Genomic DNA, 20760 nt, shown 5'->3' on the forward strand with positions numbered 1-20760 from the left:
ACGTGTGGACTAAAACAGATATTGCAAAACTACCAACACCTAAGCCAATTAGACTGTGGAACTGGATCAGTATCATGCTACTGGTATTTGTGTGTGTATTATTTTTTATGCTGTTTGTTACTTCTGTGAGTGTAAGCAATAATACACTTTTTATTGTGATTCTTAGTGGTATTACACTATTTGTAACGGGATTGCTATTTAGTGTACGCATTTTTTTGTATGGTTTAGAAGAGGAAAAAATCAAAATTTGGGATGAACAAATCAAAAACCGTAATAGGCAATGGCAAGAATGGTCAATGCAATCGTTGGCTGTGCTTGGTAGTGTTGTCATTACGCCTCAAGATTTATCAGTTGATGACCTATTAAAAAATCAAGGTCAATTGCATTTTTCTGCCCATGAACTTTTTAGTTTTCGTAAAACTAATCACAGATTTTATCTTGAATCCTATGAATGGATATTCGCTAATTTTTATGACTATTTAAATCAAATAGGCAATAACTATACACTTAAGGTGTTATTACTAGGTTCGCCTGAATACCACATTGAACAAACAAAATTGATTCGACAGGCATATAAGCAATTAGGCGGAAGTCTTCCTCTTGAGTTTGATTATCAGTCAATATTTGGTTCACAGCAGGATGATATTAATCAGCTCATCGATAATAAAGAGCCTATGCTCTATTTGATTATTGCAGATAATGCACTGTCAACCGATAGTTCTGCATTTATGAGTGCTTTATTACTGGCTAATGAGTCTTTATACACAAACATCCCGAATTTACGTGCGCAAAGTTACGTTTTACGATCAATGCAAACAAATCGGGATGAATTTCCTATGGCAATTACACAAATGCATGAAATTCAACCCGCATTTAGTCATATTCAACAACTTTGGTATAGTCAATTCGATGAAAAAGCTGTAGCGGATTTGAGAATATTATTTTTTGAATATGACATCATACTTAGTGAAATGGAGTACCCTGCAATCTATCCGTTAGATACCTATTTCGGTCATCCCAGTAAAGCATTAAGTTATTGGTTACTCCTTGCTTTAACAACACAAGCTGTAACAAAAACACAACAAACACAACTTGTAGTAGCGAGTATTCTGGATAATCTATGGTTTACCGTAGTATCGCCCCCCATAGATGATAATGTAACGGAGTGAATTAGTTGAGTGGTTTATTATGACTTTAACACTTCCCCCCGATTGCGGCAGTGCCCTCAAACATGCACTAACCGCCTTACAACAAAAAATCCTACACTCACTTGCCAAGTGGCCGAGTATTAAAGGACAAAGCACCCCCGAATATTCCAAAGCACTGTGTAGTGCGATTAATGGCAAAAAACGCCATAGACAAGCAGATTTACAGGCTTTAGCGGCTGCTCGAGGTGGATTATGTTTAGAAAAACACTACACCACCATGAATGATAAAGTCACATGGCAATGCAATGCGCTAAGGGACATCGGTGACAACGCGCAGCGAGTTTCATTCAACTTGGGCGCTGGTGTCCCTACTGTGCCCGTAAAACCTATACCATTGAAGATAGCTTCCTGTAAATCAAATAACTCACCGGTTAACTGACCAAAGCTACGCGAAGTCATTATATTTTGTTTTGGCGTGGACATATCATCTAACTCGATACAAGAAGTTCCTTGTAGCTCCAGTAATGTGCTGCTGCCTAGATAGCTAGTCAATATTTAGACGAACTGTTCAGAAAATACATTACTACAATAACACATTTTTTGGGCTAAATTCTCTTGGATGACTCTATTCTATACTGAAAAGTAAAACCGTTAAATCACTTGCGAATTCTAAGCTTTGTGGACTTTAATGGACTATACTCGATGTTATATTGGAGCGGGAAACGAGGTTCGAACTCGCGACCTCAACCTTGGCAAGGTTGCGCTCTACCAACTGAGCTATTCCCGCATATTTGGAGACTTCTAAAGAAGTGGTGAGCATTATACAAAAATTTTTGTATCTGACAACCACTTTTTTCTCTATTTTTTTTGTTTCCAGCTAAGTGATTCAAAAACACCAAAAATAAAAAGACGAAGTGCTTTATATTTGTCCTGCTCTTTTTCTTGGTTTGTCATCGTTGATTGTAACATCCATGCTTGTAAACCATGGGTTATAGCAAAAGCGATTAATCCAACATAGGCTACAATGTTTGCCGGTCTTGGATAAGGATAGATAAGATTAAATAAAAAAAACAACCAAATTAAGGAATATAAAACTTTACCAATAAATATAAACATTAAACGTCTTCTCGTATAAAAAGGTAGCTGTGCACCTGCCCTGCGGTTTTTTCGCGATGTAAATACCAATTACATGGAATATCATTCATGACATTATAATTTATTTCAGTTTCAATGTAGATATAAGCAGAAGGTTTAAACCAACCATTCTCTTCAAGCTGGCTAATGGTTTTTACCACTAAAGCTTGATGAAAAGGCGGATCGATAAATACTATATCAAATTGTTTATAAGCTGAACGATTAAGCCACTGTAAAGTATCAGTATGACAAACATCAATAGCTGTGCTTGCTAACAGTTGTGTGTTTTTGATTAATAGTTGAGCTGTTTGTTTATCTTTCTCAAGTAAAGTAACACTTTGCGCACCGCGCGATGCAGCTTCAAAACCTAATGATCCGCTTCCCGAAAAACAATCTAAACACTCACTACTATGTATAACTGGCATTAACCAGTTATACAATGTTTCTTTTACTCTATCGGTGGTTGGACGCAAACCTTGTTTATTTAGAACTGGCAATTTACGCCCACGCCATTTGCCACCAATAATTCTTATCGAACCATTCATTTAAAATCCTTAAGTTAGAATAGCTCTGAAGTATTACCTTGTGAATCAGTCACACTGGTACCGACTTCTTGTGTCGCATATGTTGTAGGTTCAGTTCCCTTAATAAAATACTCTGACATGGTTTTCGCACCAGGATTAGGGAGTAATCCTGTTTTTTGATCGATCGTGACAGAGATAACATTTTCAGGTTGTACATCTTCCTGTACTGGCACATCTTTTAATGCTACTTTCATATAATCAACCCACACCGGATTTGCTGTCACAGCGCCCGCTTCGGCTCGGAAAGTGCGTCCTAATTCCCTGCGATGATCATCAAATCCCATCCAAACAGTTGTAACAATATTCCCACCAAATCCTGAGAACCAAACATCTTTGGACTGATTGGTCGTACCTGTTTTTCCTCCCACATCTTTTCGACCTAGAGCTTTAACACGCCAAGCCGTGCCTTGCCAATCTGAGCCGCCAAAGACGATAGAGCGTAGGCCATCTTTCATAATAAATGCAATACCACTATTTATAGTATGAGGCGCATATTTAGGTGTATTATCATTTGTTTTATTAGCATCATTAATGTCTGGTAATATCAATTTATCATCAGATTTAAGATTGGCTTGTTCAGGCTCTTCATTACCTGACTCATTAGCGACATCTTCAACATTATTAAGGGATAGATGTTTTGAGTCATTAGAGACTTCATCATCCTGACAATTGTGACAAGCAATTAAAGGTTGATGCTGATATATCACGCTGTCACCATTATTTTCTTCAATTTTTTCAATTAAATAAGGTGAAATCAAATAACCACCATTAACAATAACCGAATAAGCTCTTGCCACTTGTAACGGCGTAAATGATGCTGATCCAAGTGCTAAAGATTCATTATGTGAAATGTTTTCTTTCGGAAAACCAAAACGCTCCAAATAACTTGCTGCGTAATCAATACCGATGGCCCTTAACGCTCTAACCATCATCACGTTTTTAGACATCCCTAAACCAATTCTTAAACGAAGTGGTCCTGCGTAATTTGGAGGGGAATTCTTAGGTTGCCATATTTGACTACCGCTGGTACGCACAATAGGCGCATCATTGAGCAAGGTAGCCATAGTCAAACCTTGTTCTAACGTGGCTGTATAAATAAAGGGTTTGATGTTTGAACCTAATTGACGTAGCGCTTGTGTTGCCCGATTAAATTTACTTAAATTATAATCATAACCACCGACAATTGCTTTTATAGCACCATTATCAGAATCTAAAGAGACTAGTGCCGCATTTACCGCAGGAATTTGTGCTAAATCCCAATTGTCACCTGATTTTTTCACCCAAATTAATTGACCTGGTTTTAGTGTATCCGATACTTTTTTGGGAAACGCACCTTGTTGGTTATCACTAATAAATGGACGAGCCCACTTCATACCAGCAAATAATATTTTAATATCACTTTTATCGGATAAAACAACTTTGGCTTCGGTGTCGGAAGATTGCATAACAACCCCTGGACACATTTGGTTGTAACAAATATATTTATCTAACGCTTGCTGAATTTGTTCTGCATTCAATGGGGGTTCGTTACTTTTCCACAATATTTTTTCAGCACCACGATAACCATGTCTTATATCGTAATCAATAATATTTTTTTGGACGGCCTCAGTTGCGGCTATTTGGTCTGTTTTGGAAATAGTTGTATAGACTTTATAACCGTCAGTATAAGCATTTTCACCAAATTTATCATACATAAATTGTCGTGCCATTTCAGCAACATAAGGGGCTGAAAATTCTATCTGTGGTGAATGATAACTCACACTTAATGGTTTTTTTATCGCTTCATCAAATTGAGCTTGGGTAATATAGGATTGATCAAGCATACGACTTAAAACCCAATTACGCCTTGTCAAAGCGCGATCAGGATGAGATATTGGATTAAAAGCCGAAGGTGCATTAGGTAAACCTGCCAATAATGCAGCTTCATCGATAGTTAACTGATCAGGGGTTTTACCAAAAAAGGTATAAGCAGCAGCAGCAACGCCGTAAGCGCGGGAACCAAAGTTAATCATATTAAGATAGAGCGCCATGATCTCTTCTTTTGATAACTCTTTTTCCATACGAATCGCTAAAATCATCTCTTTTACTTTACGTGAGATACTTTTTTCTGGCGTTAAAAAAAAGTTTTTTGCCACTTGTTGAGTGATAGTACTACCACCTTGTGAAAAGCCTTTCTGTTTCACGCCAATATACATTGCTCTGACAATACCAATAGGATCGATACCAAAATGTTCATTAAAACGCGCATCTTCGGTGGCAATCACGGCATTAACCACAATGGGCGGAATTTCATCATACTTCAATGGAGTGCGTCGACGTTCACCAAAAATAGCAATCAATTCACCATCTTTACTTAATACTTGCATTGGCGTTTGTAAGCGCACATCTTTCAATGTCGCAACATCGGGTAAATCCTTTGAATAATAGGCATATCCAGCGATCCCAATAATTAAACCACAAAGAAAGCAGCCGATTAAAAGTTTTAGAATAAATTTCAACACTCTAATTAATATCACAAATTATTCCTAATTTAATTTTTAAATAAAATATGGGCAACAAATGCTATATTTGTTACCCTAAAATGTTTTAATTCATATAGTTGTGAATAAATATATCATTAATTTAGTCATCCAGCGCTTTTGGTAATTACACATCTATATGATAAAAATAACATAATTCTGGATATTATCTCCCATATTAAGCTTAATTTTAAGCAATTTTTAACAATACCATGTAATAATCCTGTTTTATCAAGATCGAGGTATTAATATGTGGAGCACAAAACTGACGAATTCTTATCAACAAATTGCTATTTTTTCAATTTTTTATTTGATGTTAGTCATATTGTGTTTATTACAATTTGCTCATACCACATTAAATAGTTATACCTTTATTGTGACATTAATCTTGGTTATCGAATGGTTTCGAGCGCTACGCTATTGCAAAACAATAAAAGGAGAATTTGCTTTATTTCACCATATCAACCAGATATATTGGCATAAGCAACGTTGGTATTTATTACGCAAACCTTTATTGCTTCGCTATATGATAATTCTTAATTTACAATCACGTCATAATGGTAAACGATGTACATTATTATTGATGACAGATCATCTAATACCTAACGATTGGCGAACGCTACGTTATTATTTGTTTCAAATTGAATTGATTGATTAATATGAATCGTATTCATTAAATTGTTAACAAATATTAATGCGATTTTCTTATCCAATAGTGATAAGGTTCCGATTCTATTTGAGATGCTAATAGCTCATGATCCATATGCCTACAAAAACTTGGCACATCACGCGTTGTGGCAAAATCATCAGCTACAATATGAAGAACTTGACCTATCTCAAGTTCTCTAATCGTTTTTCGAATTAACATAATAGGCTCAGGACATCGTAATCCTAACGTATTAAGTTCTTTATCAAAATTAAGATTCATAAAATTATTCAGATTTTTTAAAGAAATAAATGACTCAAATAATGAGGAACAGCGTCATCAACATTTGATCCAATGACTTCTAAGTTAGGTAATCTTTGCTTTAAATCAGCACTAGCATTTTCCATGATACAACCTTTACCTGCCAAAGATAACATCTCAACATCATTCATGCCATCACCAAAAGCGATACTATCTTTTAATTCGAGCCCCAACTTTTCAACGACTTTTTTAAGTGCACTACCTTTTGATACATTTTCCGCCATAACTTCAAGGCAATTCAATGACGAAAATGTGATACTTACTTTATCGCCATATTTTGCATCAAGTCTTTCTTTGATTTTTACTAAGTGTGGGTGGAGTTCATCGCCACTTGTTGTGTAGTAGATCTTAGCAATATCATCAGTTGCAAAATCAAGTGGATTAAAAAACTGATAAGTAAAATCAGTATCACGAAAAAAGCTAAGAGAATAAGTATCTTCTTTATTGATAAGCCAATTATCCCCTCGATAAACATGGGTATAAACTAGTGGATCATCAATACATTCTTTAGCAAGTTCGCTGGCTAAACTTGGTTTAATGCTTTGACTAAAAACTAAATTACCTGCACTGTCATGTACCCGAGCACCATTAGATGTAATCATAAAAGCATCAATTTCCATATTTTCACGCATTTGCGCGACATCTATGTGATGACGCCCAGTTGCAAAAACAAAATGAATATCTTTTTGACGTAAAGCTTGAAGCACTTTTTTTGTATAAGGTGACAAGCTATGCTTAGGCGTTAATAAAGTACCATCCAGATCAGAAGCAACAACACGAAACATAATATTCTCTATAGTAATAATAAGTTGTAATTATGATGAATAAAAACCTTATAATTTGAATATAATAAATTATAAGCAAAGTAAACCATCAAAAATAAGACCTTGTATAATACAACGCTGTTGGCATTTACTCAACTAATTGTGGGGTTATAAAAATAACTAATTCTCTTTTTTGTTGTTTTTTACCTTTATATTTAAATAAGTTACCGACCAATGGAATTTCACTAACACCGGGCACATCACGTTTAGTTTTATCATTTAACTGTTGAAAAATCCCCCCTAGTACAACAGTCTCACCACTTTTCACCATAACTTGTGTTTTAATTTCTTGCGTATCAATCGCTAATGCTTCCCCACCATCACGGCGTTTAATAGAACGACCAGTAGTGTTTTGTGTAATATACAAGTCCAAAATCATTTTTTTATCGTCAAGTATTTTAGGTGTGACTTCTAAACCTAAAACAGCTTGTTTAAATTCTATTGTCGTTGCACCATTATTACCACTTGATACTTCGTAAGGCACATCTGTTCCTTGTTTAATAGACGCCGTATTTTGATTGGCAGTTAATAAATTAGGGCTAGCAATAATTTCAAGTTGATTTTCCGATTCTAATGCTGACAGTTCTAAATTAAGTAAACTCCCAGAACGTTTTGCTAAGTTAAATCCTAACGTTGAAGTTGAATTAATCACACCAAGCCCAACATCAAACTTATCTAGTAATTGTGAGGATCCCCCCGCATATCCCCATTTAATACCAAGCTCATCCATACTTTCATCACTCATTGTGACAATATGTGCTGATATGTGGACTTGTGGCATAGGTTTATCAATAACTTCAACCAGTTTTTTAATCAGATCCAATTGCTTTGAAATGTCGGTGATGACTAATGAGTTTGTCCGTTTATCCATCATAACACTACCTCGTTCCGATAATAAGCCCTGCAGCTTAATGGCATCGATTAATGTAGTCAAATCGGCATGGTTAACGGCAATAGAAAGTGCTTTTAGTGCTTGTGTTTGCTCTTGTTGCTTCATCTCAGCTTGCCGTTTTTGTCTTAACTGTTCAGGATCGTCAGCTTTGGAAATGAATAAAATATTCTCCTCTATTTTTGCCTGTAAATTTGCTGATCGAAGAGTGATATCTAAAGCTTTTTGCCATTCCACATCACGTAATTTAATAGTTTGCTTCACAGACAAATCATCAGCCATAACTAAATTTAATGCTTTACAGTCAGCCAAAGCCTGTAAAATGATAGCAATATCAGTTTGATAAAAATTAATTGAAACCTTGTTTGAGATGCTCAAATCAGATGATCGATCAGCCGTGATTTGATTGGCATCAATCTTGGTAGTCACGACTATCATTATCAACAGACCCAAACCGACAACCTTTAATTTTAATTTCACTTCATTTAAAATTTGATGAAAAAAACACATCATTTGTGTACTATTCATTTAATTGCATCATCCATTGCACTGTGTCATGACAATAGTTCGTAAGATTTGCCTGCCATATCATTTGATTATTTTGCAAAGATTGGATAAACCAAGGAAATAACACATGTGGCACAATATCATCGGTGATTGATAACCACTGATTTTCAGAATAAAGCCAAATTTGATGATAAGAATTATTCACCTGAGCTACTATCCCTTTAAATTGCCAGACTTTGATCTGCTTTAGTAAACTCTCTTGTTGTTCACTACACGTCACTTGTTGAGAAGGTAAAAAAGGATCACGATTTACTTCATTATCAGCGCGAGAAAAAGCACTAATCAATAATAAACATTGGGCTATAAAAAAGTTGATTTTCACTCCTTCTCCTTTTTGAACAATAACGTAAAAATAATTTGAAGATACGTTTCTTGATTGGTGATAGTTAAACTTTCAAAATCCAAATAAAAATATTCATTATTGAGTTCGGATAGAAAATGAATAAAATGACTAAAATTACCTTTAAGTCCAACTTCCCACCTAACACCCGTATCCGTTTGATGATATTTAAACATGTTTAATACCAATTGATTTTTCTCGATAAAATATGCGAGTTGATTTTGATTAATCACGCGTAATGCATGTTGTTTTCCTGCCTGATAACGCGCAATTTTTAGTTTCGATGATGCAATTTGTTGCAACTGTTCTTGGTATAACGCACGCTGTTTTATTGACTCATTTTGTATATCCTCAATTAAAACTAAATAGCCTATTAAAAACGCAATAATAGGAAATAAAATGCAAATTAAATATTGTTGCCAAAATGGTCTATAAAAAAAATCATTATTCATGTAGCTTTAAATCCATATCAAACAATAAACTTTGATTATCATTACTGATCGTTTTAACGTGTCCTTGTTCAATAAGGTCTTGCTGTAATAAATTTAAATTAAAGTCTGTAATATCTTTATAGTTGAAGCTATGACCTAATAAACTCACTTTATTGGGGGTATAAGTAAACGAGGTCAACCAAATATTTTGTGGTAAAAGCTGTGAAATCAATAATAATGACCATTTGATTTGCTGTTGACTCGGTGAAGGATCGGGCTTATATGTTGAGAGCTGATGAGCTAAGTTTTGTTTAATTATTTGTTGATTAGAACATTGTGTTAAATAATAATTTAATTCGCTGCTAACTTGCAGCCACCAATAACAAAATTGGCAGCTCAAAATTCCAATTAAACTTAATGTAGTCATTGCTAAATAAAGTTTTTGTGATTTATGTTTTGACTGTCTCCAAGGTAAAAAATTGAATTTATACTGTTTAAAAACACAACCGATAAAACTCAACCGACAATGATGTTTTTTAAATAGCTCAACCCATTGATTCACATATTTACGATCACAAATCGCAACCATTAATTGTTTTTGTGATTTAGCCAAATAAACAAAATCAAAAAACGCGTGACTGGCTGGCATTTCAAACAGTTTATAGATAGAGGCTTCAACATATAAAAGTATTTCATTTAAATTTAATTTAACTTGGGGAAGTTCAAGTTTAGTGGATTGAATATAATCTTCATGCAAATTTAATTCAAAAGAAGCAAGTGTAGGTAACTTTTCTTGTAATGCACTGAGCAATAGGTCAATATCAACAAAATTCTGATAAGGATATTCCATTAAATCTTCAGACAATGAAGCTGTTAATCGATCCCGGTTGTTTATTACTTTATATCGTATGATTGATGGCTCAACAAACATAACCACTCGATATTTATTTATAATCTTCATCAATTAGCAGCTCATGTAATTTAATTTTCATGACTCAATCATAAGCATCATTGCCAAAATAAAAATCGCAAATACGTGTTTTTGTGAAGTATCATCCAAAAAATGTTTAAATTTAAACCGAACAAGGCTATTTTTGCAGAAATATAAAAAAAAAGGTTGACTGAAATAAGACGTGCCTTATAATGCACATCCACACGGTAAGGGTGATTAGCTCAGTTGGGAGAGCACCTCCCTTACAAGGAGGGGGTCACTGGTTCGAACCCGGTATCACCCACCAATCTTTACCGTGACGTTTTAGAAATAAAACATTTGGGGTGATTAGCTCAGTTGGGAGAGCACCTCCCTTACAAGGAGGGGGTCACTGGTTCGAACCCGGTATCACCCACCACTTTTAGCAGTTTTCTATATGGGTTGTTAGCTCAGTCGGTAGAGCAGCGGACTTTTAATCCGTTTGTCGAGCGTTCGAATCGCTCACGACCCACCATCTTTTTTCATTGCGATTCAAGTTTATTTTAATAACTATAGAGTGACCATGAATACACTCGCATTCGACAAATCTGTTTGGAATCAATTTTTCAACACTACATGCTAATCTTGAAAGATTAAATGCACGACTTAGCAAATTTATTTTAAATAATTCAAATAAATGTTATCAACAAATAAACGATGAATTATCAATCATCAATCGAATTTGGTTGGTCTAATTTGCAAAAAACACGTACGTAACTAATCGATAAGCAATATAAAACATCACAGCACCGACAATACAGTCCAAAATTACCCACATTCTTTTTTGTTTAAATAAAGGGGTAAGTAATCTTGCCCCATAGCCAATGCTGAAAAACCAGATAAAAGAAACACAAACAGCACCAATCAAAAAAGCCAATTTTTGTTGACTGTTTAACGTGCCCGCAATACCGCCAACAATGACAACGGTATCCAAGTATACATGTGGATTAAGTAAAGTGACGGCCAAGGTTGCCATTACAACTTTTACCCGGCTAGTATTATCGGTACTTTGCGATTCTATTTGCATGCTACTCGTACCATTAATCGCACTTTTAAATGCACCAAAACCATACCAAATTAGAAAAAGCGCGCCCAATATTGCCAATATATTGGTAATTAACGGATTACGACTAATAAACGTACCAAGACCTAAGATACCAATAGACATTAAGGCAAAATCACAGACAAAACAAATGGCTAATACATAAAAGATATGGTTTTTTAATAATCCTTGTTTTAAAACAAACAAATTTTGAGCGCCAATAGCAATAATTAAGCTGGCTGAAATTAACGCACCGTTTACTATTTCTGAAAGCATGGTTATAACACCTAATTAAAAATGAAGGTATTATTATATAATCATGTGCTACAATCAAGTTGTTATATCCGTTGAAGAAAATCGATTAACTGTCTTGGTTATTTTGTTCTAACCAAAGCGGTTGATTGCGATTTTTATTCAAGTAGAGCATGACAGTGCCAATAGCTAACCAAACTGCGCCAACAATTTTTGCATCGTTATCAATATGCGTTAATACCGGTAATAATACTACAATACCAGCAATAGGCACTAAGATATCAAAAACCCAAGAAAGCCATCCTTTAGAAGCTTTTTTGAATTTGAAATAACCAATTACTGCAACATGTAACATTATAAAGGCAGTTAATGCACCGACATCAACAAATGAGACTAAAGTAGGCAGCCCCTTATCATTATTTGCCGCAATAACAACTAAAACTAAATTAAAGATCGCCGCAAATAAAATTGCAACAGTTGGCACACCACTTTTTTGACCAACTTTGGCTAAAAATGAAGGTAAACGTTTATCTCGTCCCATACTATATAATAAACGACTTGCCGCAGCCTGCCCAACCATTGCCGCAAATGATGCACCGATCGCTTTCATTAAACTTAACGACCATCCTAGCCATACATTAATTTCGTGATTAACAATGTCATAATAAGCTTTACCTTTTAGTTCAGGATGACTATTTAAATAATCTGCACTATATGGATTAAGTAAAGCACCAACATAAATTTGTACTACAAATAAAGCACCCGCTAAAACTAGACAGCAGATAATCGCTCTACTCACTATGTTACGTTGGCCACTATTTTCTTCAGAAAAAGTAGCAATTGCATCAAACCCTAAATAAGATAAAACTGCGATAGACACTGCATTAAATAATTTGCCCCAAGTAAATAGCTCACCACCAATAAGAGGGTATAACCAATTGCGGCTAATATCACTATTTACGATAATCCAAATACCCACCAATAACACAGCAAATAGGATAATAATTTCAAGAATTAAGATAATTAATGTGATTTTTGCTGATTTTTTAACCCCAATTAAATTTAATGTTGTGGTAATCACGACGGCTAAACAAGTCCAGATCCATACAGGCACTTCGGGAATCAATGCATTGAGTGATATACCACTAAATAGATAAGCAACAGCAGGAATAAACATATAATCAAGTAGCAATAACCAGCCAACTAAAAAACCAGCATTGGGATGAATACCAACAGAACAATAGGCATAAACTGCGCCGGCATGTGGTAAAGCACGAGCCATTCTAGCATAAGAATACGCGGTAAAAGCCATAACGAAAGTAGCGACAATATACACTAAAGCAATGGCACCTTCACTGATCGCGTATAACACACCAAATAATCCTACTGGTGCTGCTGGACCAATAAAAAGCAATCCCAAAATCACTAAATCTCGGAATCGCATATTTTTCTTTAACTGCTGCATAATCATACTCTTATTACATTTCATTCAACAAAATAGAATGTTATACGATTAATGCAAAACAGACTAAGATCAGCTAGTTATTAGATTATAATTATAAGTTATATAAAATAGTTAACGTTGCTCTCTAATCTCATAGGTATAAGACATTTTGGCTGTTTTACCTAACATAATTGAAGCACTGCAATATTTTTCTGACGCAAGCTTTACCGCTTTTTCAACGCTTTCATTGTCAATATTTACACCGGTAATCACAATATGGAAATTAATTGAGGTGTAAACCTTGGGTGAAGATTCTGCCTGCGTTTTATCAATATCAATCCAAAGATCACGCACATCTTTTTTATTATTTTTTAAGATAGCGATAATATCATAAGCCATACAGCCAGCAGCACCGTGCAGTAAAAGTTCCATTGGACGAGCGCCACGATTACGACCTCCGTGCTCAATGCCTCCATCCATGACCAATGAGTGGCCACTTGCGGTTTCACCTAAAAAACCAAAATCATCAATCCACTTTAAACGATCTTTCATTATTTCACTCCTTTCAATATAAAATTGTCATAATATTTTGTGACTTCTTTTGAATTACTCAATAACATAAGCTTTTTTGATCATTATGTCATCTTTTAGCGTATTAGATTGTGATTAAACTCATTGCTAATATTTGATTATTTACTCTTTGATAGATTGCTACCATTCAAATATGTCAGGTAAAATAACCAGCCAATGAGAAAAATAATCGACACTGTTGTTAAAATAATTAACCCAGTGATCAATTTATCTAATTAACAAATGGATAAGTGATTTGTTTTACGTTAATCACTATAAGGACTTAAAATGCTTGTTGAATTTGTTATTTTCATCTGTATTGGCGCATTTGCCGGTTTGCTGGCTGGCATGTTCGGTATTGGTGGTGGTGCATTAATCGTTCCTGCTTTGATTTTTACACTTGACCATTTCAATTTTGGTAACAACTGGATCAACCATATTGCAGTTGCTTCATCATTAGCAACAATCATTGGTACGAGTTTATCATCGAGTTGGTTGCAAAATAAAAACCATAATATTCAATGGTCTGTGTTAAAGAAAATGGTATTGGGTTGCATTGTCGGTACAATAATTGGATCGTATATGACCCCTTATATTCCCGGTATCTATCTTAGGTGGATCTTTATAGCTTTTCTGTTCTACATTGGCGGGAAATTTATTTTTAAGACCAGTAAAGTTAATCACAATCAAACCACTCAAAAAATAAGTACAGGGAATAGTGTTTTTGTGCTTGTTGGTGCGTTTATTGGTGTTTTTGCGGCATTGGTCGGCGTAGGTGGTGGTGTATTAGTGGTACCATTCTTGAAAAAATGTGGTATCGATATGCGTAAAGCCATTGGCACATCAGCGGCATTTACTCTGCCAGTTGCAATAGGTGGAACAATTGGGTATATCATTGCTGGCTGGAACATTCCAGAGCTTCCTCAATACAGTCTTGGATTTGTGTATCTACCAGCTGTATTTTCAATTATGCTAGCCAGTATACCCATGGCTAAAGTTGGTGTTCAAATAGCACAAAAATTATCAATTAATAAATTAATCAAGTATTTCGGCATTTTTTTATTACTGTTAGCATTAAAATTATTGGTATCTTCTCTGTAATGAAAATATAGCACTTATTAATAGTAACGAATAACGAGGATGGATAAAGATAAGATTAATTCCTTCTTAAAAATAAGGTCGCTAAAGCGACCTTTTTTATTAAATTATCTATTTAACGCTATCTTGCCTCTTTAACAGCTAATCCTAATTGCCATACTGCCATCGCATAATGGGTACTGTGATTATAACGTGTTATGGCATAAAAGTTGGGTAAACCATACCAAAATTGATAACGATCCCCCATATCCAAACGTAGTAAACTTGCTTCTTTGTAACCCTCTAAAGAACTTTGTGGTTTCAAACCGGCATTAGCTAAGGTTTCAATCGAATATTTAGTACTAAACCCAGTATCAAGTGATAAAGGCGCTTGACCATTCGCCATAACTGCCACTTTTTTGTCACGTTTCCAGCCATGAGCTTTAAAATAGTTAGCCACACTACCAATCGCATCGACAGGGTTCCAAAGATCGGTATGTCCGTCACGATCAAAATCTACAGCATAATTTCGGAAAGCTGATGGCATAAATTGACCATATCCCATCGCACCTGCAAACGATCCTTTCAAGTCAAAAGGATCGACACCTTCATCACGACACATTAACAAGAAATCTTCCAGCTCTTCAGAAAAATATTGTGCGCGTCTTGGATAATAAAAAGCGAGTGTAGATAAAGCGTCAATAATAGTTGTTTTACCCATTACTCGCCCCCAACCAGTCTCAACACCAATAATCCCAACAATAATTTCGGGTGGCACACCATATTCTTGGTAAGCGCGTTTCAAATCGGGTTCATACTTATTCCAAAAATCAACACCTTTAGGTATATTGCTATCAGTGATGAATTTATTTTTATACCGAATCCAGGCGCCATTTGGTATCGTTGATACACCTGTTTTTGGTGCTTGTTTATCCATCAAGTTAATCACCCAATCGAGTTTATTTGTTTGAGCAAGTACATTTCGCAATTGTTGGCGATCAAAACGATATTTATTGACCATTCGGTCGATAAATTTTTCTTTAGTAATTTCTAACGGACCGCTATTGGTTAGCGGTTGATTATGTTTTTGTTCTAGGTAAACACCGCCTTTAACATTCGCATGTCCTCGATGTTCTTGCATCGGTGTGGGTGAAGATTGCTTGTTACTTGTGCAAGCAGCAAGCAATAAAAGCATAGAAGCTACGATAACAATACGTTGCATAATTCATCCATATTTTGTTATTTAAAACAATAAGCAATATCCCAAAATTATTGGCGTTACTCAACAATATTAGGATTTGCTTTTCCTTCTGATATCTGTTGTATGTTATTTAAAGTTGTGTCAGATATATTTAATAATGCTTCTTGAGTTAAAAAAGCTTGATGCCCTGTAAAAATCACATTATGGCATGATGATAAACGTCGAAATACGTCATCTAAAATGACATCATTAGATTTATCTTCAAAAAAGAGATCTCGTTCGTTTTCGTAAACATCCATACCTAGCGCACCGATTTTGGTCTGCTTTAACGCTTCGATTGCAGCAGTAGCATCCAATAAGCCACCACGGCTGGTGTTGATAATCATTACGCCGTTTTTCATTTTGTTAAATGAATCTTTATTTAATAAATGATAATTTTCCGGTGACATTGGACAATGCAACGTGATGACATCTGATTTTGCATAAAGTTCGTCTAATTGAACATACTGAGCACCTAATTCGACAACGATATCATTTGGATAGGGATCATAAGCAAGAATATTCATGCCAAACCCTTTTAAGATGCGGATAACTGCTTGACCAATTTTACCTGTACCTATCACCCCTGCGGTGCGGTTGTGCATGTTAAAACCAGTTAAACCTTCCAGTGAAAAATTAGCATCACGGGTACGCTGATAAGCTTTATGAGTTCGACGATTGAGTGTCATCATTAACGCAACAGCATGCTCAGCAACTGCTTCAGGTGAATAAGCCGGTACTCGCACGACGGTAATACCCAATTTTTTAGCTTCAGCTAAATCCACATTATCAAACCCAGCACAGCGTAATGCGAGTATTTTAATGCCATAATGGGCTAATTTTTGTAAAACTTGCTTATCAACTTCATCATTAACAAATACACATACGGCATCATAACCTTGGGCTGTAACTGCTGTTTTATGACTAAGTTTATGTTCATAGTATTCAATCTCAAAGCCATATTTTTTATTAGCAATCTCTAAATGTTCTTTATCATAATGTTTACTACTAAAAACCGCTATTTTGATTTTACCTTTCATACTAATTAACCTCTTTCAAATTTATGCAATGAATATCGTGATTATTTGTTTTGAATGTTTTTACTTTAAGTCTGTCCAAAAAGCGTTTAACTACCTAGATTAAGATTGTTATTAAAATAAGTCAAAACGAGTTAAAATTTTTACGTTTAGTCAATCTAGTCAGAGTAAAACGCTTTTTATTGGCTTTAACAATTATTTGTTATTAATGTGCTATGATAACACTTTGCAAAAAAACTAACCATTAATGTTAAATAATGAATAATACGCAAAACACCATCTTTAAAACCATTTTTACAACTAAAATGCTCATCTGTATTTTTACAGGTTTTGCATCTGGTTTGCCATTTTATTTATTACTACAACTTTTACCTGCGTGGTTAGAAAGCGAAGGAATAAATATTAAAACAATTGGTGCATTTTCTTTAACGCAAATGCCTTATATTTTTAAATTTGTTTGGGCCCCCTTTATGGATAATACCTCATTATTCCATTTAGGCAGACGCCGAGGCTGGATGCTCATATCGCAAATCATATTAGTTTTATCCATTAGTTTATTAGGTTTTTTATCGCCTTCACTCAATATTTGGCTCATTGCCACACTTTGTTTTATTATCGCGCTATTCTCGGCGACGCAAGACATTGCTTTAGATGCATTTAGAAGAGAGCTTTTACTTGATAATGAACTGGGTCTAGGGAATAGTATTCACACCAATGCCTATCGAATTGCAGGACTCGTACCTGGATCATTATCGCTTATATTGTCTAGTTATTTAGCTTGGCATAGTGTTTTTATTATTACTGCACTATTTATGATTCCAGCTATCATTATGACGTTATGGGTCAAAGAACCACTTAACCAACCAGTCAAAAATCATAATCTTGAAGCGATCATCATAAAACCATTTAGTGAGTTCATCACTCGTCAAGGTGTTAAAAATGCAATCATTATTTTAGCCTTCATATTTCTTTATAAATTGGGCGATAGTATGGCAACCTCTTTAGCTACACCTTTTTATTTACAAATGGGTTATAGTCGATTAGATATTGGTTGGATTGCTAAAAATGCATCTTTATGGCCGAGTGTTTTTGGTGCGTTAGTTGGTGGAATATTGATGATCAAAATTGGGATTAATCGAGCGCTTTGGGCTTTTGGCTTTGTACAGGTTATTTCTATTTTAGGCTTTGCTTGGTTATCGATTGAAGGGCCATTTACAACCATTACCGGTTATCAACAAATTATGTTAGCCATTGTTATAGGATTTGAAGCATTAGGGGTGGGATTAGGTTCTGCCGCATTTGTCGCGTTTATCGCGAAAACTACTAATCCACTTTATACAGCAACACAGTTTGCTTTATTTACAAGTATCGCATCAATTCCCAGAACATTGATAAATGCAACGACGGGCGTGATGGTCGAACATCTAGGTTGGACAACCTTTTTTACTTTATGTACGATTTTAGCCTTACCAGGTATGCTATTATTAATTAAAGTTGCACCATGGAATACACAACATTAGGAGAGAAAATGGATCAATTAAATCAGGCCTTTGAATTTAGACATGCATGTAAAAAATTCGACATCAATAAAAAAATCAATGATATCGATATGGAATATATTCTAGAAGCAGCACGTCAATCTCCATCATCATTTGGCATGGAGCCTTGGCATTTTGTTGTGGTGAGCAATGATAAAATTAAAAAGCAATTACGTGCAATTTGTTATGATCAAGAACAAGTAACTAGCTGCTCGCATTACGTTGTTGCCCTTTATCGTAAGGCTAATAATTTTACATTACAAAGTGATTATTTACGTCGAACCATTGCTCGAACCTTACCGAATCCAGAGGATAAAACCGCTATCGACATTGCATGTCAATCTTTTATCAATTTTTGTAAACATGGACTCGCTGACGGTTTAACCCTCAATCACTGGTCAGAAATGCAAATCTATATAGCAAGCGCAAATATGATGACGGCTGCTGCTTTCAAAGGCATCGATTCCTGTGCAATAGGTGGGTTTGAGAGTGATAAAGTCATCAAAATTTTTGAAAATACAATTCCTCAATTCAGCGGTCAAGTATTTGGTGTTGGACTTTGTATCGCCTTTGGATATCGGGCTGATGAACCTAGTTCACCACATATTCGCTGGCCACTTGCCGATATGACAACTTATTTACCTAATGACAAATAAGGCAGTAATTGCCTTCACTCGTCACTAGGCGAGATGAAGGATAAGCCAACTAACATCACACTACCCTTTATTTCACTAAATTATATAGCGCTTCTGCATCAGAAGAAGCGCAATCTATTATAAACTCAATGCCTGATAAAATATTACCAAGTTGAGGATCATTAACCTGTTGTTGCACCGAATTTAACATTTGTTGTGCCCAACTAATTTTTGAAAGCACTGACTCGACTTTTTCTATAGTAGTATTATTCATCTTATATCCTTTTAGTTTATACGGGTAATCTAAACAGATAACCGGAATAAAGTTATAAAAAATTTAAAAGATTAATTTTAATGACTTAAAAAAAGAAATTAAACAAAATATAGTTTTAAAAATAAGAAAATAGTTTAAAAAAAATGAAAATATAAAGATAAACTTTGAAAATTACAACAATAAAAAATTATTGCGATAACCTATTACTGCAATAATCATTTTTTTTCATGACATGGATTGATAATGTTAAACTTATCAGTTATAAATTGCACAGCTTTGGTTGCTAATAGCCAGAATATTTAAATAATAAGGATAGTAATATGAAAACTAAACATGCTCGTTTATTAATACTTGGTTCTGGCCCTGCCGGTTACACGGCAGCCGTTTATGCTGCAAGAGCAAATTTATCACCAGTATTGATTACTGGCACACAAGAAGGTGGACAACTAACAACCACTACCGAAATTGAAAATTGGCCAGCTGGGGCACCCGAACTAACCGGTCCTGAATTAATGGTCAAAATGAAAGAACATGCAGAAAGATTTAATACAGAAATTATTATCGACCAAATTGATCGTGTTGATTTTAGCAAGAAACCTTACAAACTTTACGGTAGTGAAACTGAATATAGCTGTGATGCATTAATTGTTGCTACCGGAGCATCAGCACAATACTTAGGATTACCATCAGAACAAGCTTTCAAAAGTAAAGGCGTTTCGGCTTGCGCCACTTGTGATGGATTCTTCTATCGAAATCAAAAAGTTGCAGTCGTAGGTGGTGGTAACACTGCTGTAGAAGAAACACTTTATCTTGCCAATATTGCGAGTGAGGTACACTTAATACACCGACGCGATAGTTTTCGAGCAGAAAAAATATTAATGGATCGACTAAATGAAAAAGTAAAAGAAGGTAAAGTAATATTGCATACTCATCAAGTCGTGGATGAAATACTGGGTGACAATATGGGGGTAACAGGTGTTAGAATGCGTAGCACACAAGATAGCAATCTCACCGAGCAACTTTCTGTGATGGGCGTATTTATCGCTATTGGTCACAAACCCAATACCGCAATATTCGAAGGACAGCTTGAACTTAATGGTGGTTATATCAAAGTACAATCAGGCACACAAGGTAATGCAACGCAAACGAGTGTTGAAGGTATTTTTGCTGCAGGTGATGTGATGGATCATGTTTATCGACAAGCGATTACATCCGCGGGAACAGGTTGTATGGCGGCGTTAGATGCCGAGCATTATTTGGATAATTTAAAATAAAAAT

22 protein-coding genes and 4 tRNA genes are annotated in these 20760 nt (G+C 35.2%); 10 read left to right on the forward strand and 16 right to left on the reverse strand.

Annotation, left to right across the window (positions count from 1 at the left end; translation table 11 throughout):
* Positions 1 to 2: 2 nt before the first annotated feature.
* Both J3U57_RS03710 and J3U57_RS03715 read left to right on the forward strand, forming a co-directional pair.
* The gene (locus J3U57_RS03710; protein ID WP_267343755.1) at positions 3 to 1169 is read left to right on the forward strand and encodes a hypothetical protein; all 1167 of its coding nucleotides are present in this window, start codon (positions 3 to 5) and stop codon (positions 1167 to 1169) included.
* 19 nt (positions 1170 to 1188) lie between these two features.
* A complete protein-coding gene (locus tag J3U57_RS03715; RefSeq protein ID WP_267343754.1) occupies positions 1189 to 1587 on the forward strand; it encodes a hypothetical protein in 399 nt (132 codons plus the stop codon).
* A gap of 272 nt (positions 1588 to 1859) precedes the next feature.
* Here the strand turns inward: J3U57_RS03715 and J3U57_RS03720 are convergent.
* The 4 genes from J3U57_RS03720 to J3U57_RS03735 form a co-directional block, all read right to left on the reverse strand.
* A tRNA-Gly gene (locus tag J3U57_RS03720) sits at positions 1860 to 1935 on the reverse strand.
* A 71-nt stretch (positions 1936 to 2006) separates the two neighbouring features.
* Complete coding sequence (locus J3U57_RS03725; protein ID WP_267333200.1) at positions 2007 to 2264, reverse strand: DUF1145 domain-containing protein; 258 nt, start codon at positions 2262 to 2264, stop codon at positions 2007 to 2009.
* Positions 2264 to 2827 carry a 16S rRNA (guanine(966)-N(2))-methyltransferase RsmD gene (rsmD, locus tag J3U57_RS03730; RefSeq protein WP_267343753.1) on the reverse strand — a complete coding sequence of 188 codons (564 nt, stop codon included), beginning with the start codon at positions 2825 to 2827 and terminating at the stop codon, positions 2264 to 2266. The genes J3U57_RS03725 and rsmD overlap by 1 nt, the downstream gene beginning before the upstream one ends.
* A gap of 14 nt (positions 2828 to 2841) precedes the next feature.
* Positions 2842 to 5373, reverse strand: a complete 2532-nt coding sequence (locus J3U57_RS03735) for a PBP1A family penicillin-binding protein (RefSeq protein WP_416379648.1) — start codon at positions 5371 to 5373, stop codon at positions 2842 to 2844.
* A gap of 262 nt (positions 5374 to 5635) precedes the next feature.
* Between J3U57_RS03735 and J3U57_RS03740 the strand changes: the two genes are divergently transcribed.
* Positions 5636 to 6043 (forward strand): protein YgfX, encoded by a 408-nt coding sequence (locus J3U57_RS03740; RefSeq protein WP_267333202.1) that lies wholly within the window; start codon positions 5636 to 5638, stop codon positions 6041 to 6043.
* Between the two features lie 33 nt (positions 6044 to 6076).
* Here the strand turns inward: J3U57_RS03740 and tusA are convergent, their stop codons facing one another.
* The 6 genes from tusA to J3U57_RS03770 form a co-directional block, all read right to left on the reverse strand.
* Positions 6077 to 6313, reverse strand: coding sequence for a sulfurtransferase TusA (tusA, locus tag J3U57_RS03745; protein ID WP_267343752.1), 237 nt, complete (start codon positions 6311 to 6313; stop codon positions 6077 to 6079).
* Between the two features lie 17 nt (positions 6314 to 6330).
* Complete coding sequence (locus tag J3U57_RS03750; protein WP_267333204.1) at positions 6331 to 7137, reverse strand: Cof-type HAD-IIB family hydrolase; 807 nt, start codon at positions 7135 to 7137, stop codon at positions 6331 to 6333.
* 127 nt (positions 7138 to 7264) lie between these two features.
* Positions 7265 to 8593 (reverse strand): secretin N-terminal domain-containing protein, encoded by a 1329-nt coding sequence (locus J3U57_RS03755; protein ID WP_267343751.1) that lies wholly within the window; start codon positions 8591 to 8593, stop codon positions 7265 to 7267.
* Positions 8586 to 8954 carry a hypothetical protein gene (locus J3U57_RS03760; RefSeq protein WP_267333206.1) on the reverse strand — a complete coding sequence of 123 codons (369 nt, stop codon included), beginning with the start codon at positions 8952 to 8954 and terminating at the stop codon, positions 8586 to 8588. Before J3U57_RS03760 ends, J3U57_RS03755 begins: the two co-directional genes overlap by 8 nt.
* Positions 8951 to 9424, reverse strand: coding sequence for a hypothetical protein (locus J3U57_RS03765; protein WP_267333207.1), 474 nt, complete (start codon positions 9422 to 9424; stop codon positions 8951 to 8953). The genes J3U57_RS03760 and J3U57_RS03765 overlap by 4 nt, the downstream gene beginning before the upstream one ends.
* Positions 9417 to 10364 carry a PilN domain-containing protein gene (locus J3U57_RS03770; RefSeq protein ID WP_267343750.1) on the reverse strand — a complete coding sequence of 316 codons (948 nt, stop codon included), beginning with the start codon at positions 10362 to 10364 and terminating at the stop codon, positions 9417 to 9419. The genes J3U57_RS03765 and J3U57_RS03770 overlap by 8 nt, the downstream gene beginning before the upstream one ends.
* Before the next feature lie 201 nt (positions 10365 to 10565).
* Between J3U57_RS03770 and J3U57_RS03775 the strand changes: the two genes are divergently transcribed.
* The 3 genes from J3U57_RS03775 to J3U57_RS03785 all read left to right on the forward strand — a co-directional run bounded on the left by J3U57_RS03775 (position 10566) and on the right by J3U57_RS03785 (position 10848).
* Positions 10566 to 10641 (forward strand) — tRNA-Val (locus tag J3U57_RS03775).
* Between the two features lie 35 nt (positions 10642 to 10676).
* A tRNA-Val gene (locus J3U57_RS03780) sits at positions 10677 to 10752 on the forward strand.
* Positions 10753 to 10772: 20 nt separating this feature from the next.
* Positions 10773 to 10848, forward strand: a tRNA-Lys gene (locus J3U57_RS03785).
* Between the two features lie 216 nt (positions 10849 to 11064).
* Here the strand turns inward: J3U57_RS03785 and J3U57_RS03790 are convergent.
* The 3 genes from J3U57_RS03790 to J3U57_RS03800 all read right to left on the reverse strand — a co-directional run bounded on the left by J3U57_RS03790 (position 11065) and on the right by J3U57_RS03800 (position 13663).
* Positions 11065 to 11691, reverse strand: a complete 627-nt coding sequence (locus J3U57_RS03790) for a LysE/ArgO family amino acid transporter (RefSeq protein WP_267343749.1) — start codon at positions 11689 to 11691, stop codon at positions 11065 to 11067.
* An 85-nt stretch (positions 11692 to 11776) separates the two neighbouring features.
* Complete coding sequence (locus tag J3U57_RS03795) at positions 11777 to 13132, reverse strand: APC family permease (protein ID WP_267343748.1); 1356 nt, start codon at positions 13130 to 13132, stop codon at positions 11777 to 11779.
* Between the two features lie 111 nt (positions 13133 to 13243).
* A complete protein-coding gene (locus J3U57_RS03800) occupies positions 13244 to 13663 on the reverse strand; it encodes an OsmC family protein (RefSeq protein ID WP_065633299.1) in 420 nt (139 codons plus the stop codon).
* A 306-nt stretch (positions 13664 to 13969) separates the two neighbouring features.
* Between J3U57_RS03800 and J3U57_RS03805 the strand changes: the two genes are divergently transcribed.
* Complete coding sequence (locus J3U57_RS03805; protein ID WP_267343747.1) at positions 13970 to 14782, forward strand: sulfite exporter TauE/SafE family protein; 813 nt, start codon at positions 13970 to 13972, stop codon at positions 14780 to 14782.
* A 118-nt stretch (positions 14783 to 14900) separates the two neighbouring features.
* On the opposite strand, the gene mltB is transcribed toward J3U57_RS03805, so the two are convergent.
* Complete coding sequence (mltB, locus tag J3U57_RS03810; protein WP_267333212.1) at positions 14901 to 15980, reverse strand: lytic murein transglycosylase B; 1080 nt, start codon at positions 15978 to 15980, stop codon at positions 14901 to 14903.
* A 56-nt stretch (positions 15981 to 16036) separates the two neighbouring features.
* On the reverse strand, positions 16037 to 17026 hold the full coding sequence (locus J3U57_RS03815) for a 2-hydroxyacid dehydrogenase (protein WP_267333258.1): 990 nt from the start codon (positions 17024 to 17026) through the stop codon (positions 16037 to 16039).
* A gap of 266 nt (positions 17027 to 17292) precedes the next feature.
* Here J3U57_RS03815 and J3U57_RS03820 point away from each other — a divergent pair, with 266 nt between their 5' ends.
* Both J3U57_RS03820 and J3U57_RS03825 read left to right on the forward strand, forming a co-directional pair.
* The gene (locus tag J3U57_RS03820; RefSeq protein WP_267343746.1) at positions 17293 to 18555 is read left to right on the forward strand and encodes an AmpG family muropeptide MFS transporter; all 1263 of its coding nucleotides are present in this window, start codon (positions 17293 to 17295) and stop codon (positions 18553 to 18555) included.
* A gap of 8 nt (positions 18556 to 18563) precedes the next feature.
* Positions 18564 to 19229, forward strand: a complete 666-nt coding sequence (locus J3U57_RS03825) for an NAD(P)H-dependent oxidoreductase (RefSeq protein WP_267343745.1) — start codon at positions 18564 to 18566, stop codon at positions 19227 to 19229.
* A gap of 67 nt (positions 19230 to 19296) precedes the next feature.
* Here the strand turns inward: J3U57_RS03825 and J3U57_RS03830 are convergent, their stop codons facing one another.
* Positions 19297 to 19482, reverse strand: coding sequence for a hypothetical protein (locus J3U57_RS03830; protein ID WP_065633294.1), 186 nt, complete (start codon positions 19480 to 19482; stop codon positions 19297 to 19299).
* A gap of 320 nt (positions 19483 to 19802) precedes the next feature.
* Between J3U57_RS03830 and trxB the strand changes: the two genes are divergently transcribed.
* Entirely contained in the window at positions 19803 to 20756 is a 954-nt protein-coding gene (gene trxB / locus J3U57_RS03835) for a thioredoxin-disulfide reductase (protein WP_267333215.1), read from the forward strand.
* The last annotated feature ends 4 nt before the right edge of the window (positions 20757 to 20760 follow it).

It is taken from the genome of Gilliamella sp. B3464, from assembly GCF_026536145.1.
Classification (GTDB): domain Bacteria; phylum Pseudomonadota; class Gammaproteobacteria; order Enterobacterales; family Orbaceae; genus Gilliamella.

Coding starts and splice junctions, on each gene's coding strand:
- J3U57_RS03715 (WP_267343754.1), top strand. CDS start 1,189: ATGACTTTAACACTTCCCCCCGATTGCGGCAGTGCCCTCAAACATGCA.
- J3U57_RS03725 (WP_267333200.1), bottom strand. CDS start 2,264: ATGTTTATATTTATTGGTAAAGTTTTATATTCCTTAATTTGGTTGTTT.
- rsmD (WP_267343753.1), bottom strand. CDS start 2,827: ATGAATGGTTCGATAAGAATTATTGGTGGCAAATGGCGTGGGCGTAAA.
- J3U57_RS03740 (WP_267333202.1), top strand. CDS start 5,636: ATGTGGAGCACAAAACTGACGAATTCTTATCAACAAATTGCTATTTTT.
- tusA (WP_267343752.1), bottom strand. CDS start 6,313: ATGAATCTTAATTTTGATAAAGAACTTAATACGTTAGGATTACGATGT.
- J3U57_RS03750 (WP_267333204.1), bottom strand. CDS start 7,137: ATGTTTCGTGTTGTTGCTTCTGATCTGGATGGTACTTTATTAACGCCT.
- J3U57_RS03755 (WP_267343751.1), bottom strand. CDS start 8,593: ATGAATAGTACACAAATGATGTGTTTTTTTCATCAAATTTTAAATGAA.
- J3U57_RS03765 (WP_267333207.1), bottom strand. CDS start 9,424: ATGAATAATGATTTTTTTTATAGACCATTTTGGCAACAATATTTAATT.
- J3U57_RS03770 (WP_267343750.1), bottom strand. CDS start 10,364: ATGAAGATTATAAATAAATATCGAGTGGTTATGTTTGTTGAGCCATCA.
- J3U57_RS03790 (WP_267343749.1), bottom strand. CDS start 11,691: ATGCTTTCAGAAATAGTAAACGGTGCGTTAATTTCAGCCAGCTTAATT.
- J3U57_RS03795 (WP_267343748.1), bottom strand. CDS start 13,132: ATGCAGCAGTTAAAGAAAAATATGCGATTCCGAGATTTAGTGATTTTG.
- J3U57_RS03800 (WP_065633299.1), bottom strand. CDS start 13,663: ATGAAAGATCGTTTAAAGTGGATTGATGATTTTGGTTTTTTAGGTGAA.
- J3U57_RS03805 (WP_267343747.1), top strand. CDS start 13,970: ATGCTTGTTGAATTTGTTATTTTCATCTGTATTGGCGCATTTGCCGGT.
- mltB (WP_267333212.1), bottom strand. CDS start 15,980: ATGCAACGTATTGTTATCGTAGCTTCTATGCTTTTATTGCTTGCTGCT.
- J3U57_RS03820 (WP_267343746.1), top strand. CDS start 17,293: ATGAATAATACGCAAAACACCATCTTTAAAACCATTTTTACAACTAAA.
- J3U57_RS03825 (WP_267343745.1), top strand. CDS start 18,564: ATGGATCAATTAAATCAGGCCTTTGAATTTAGACATGCATGTAAAAAA.
- J3U57_RS03830 (WP_065633294.1), bottom strand. CDS start 19,482: ATGAATAATACTACTATAGAAAAAGTCGAGTCAGTGCTTTCAAAAATT.
- trxB (WP_267333215.1), top strand. CDS start 19,803: ATGAAAACTAAACATGCTCGTTTATTAATACTTGGTTCTGGCCCTGCC.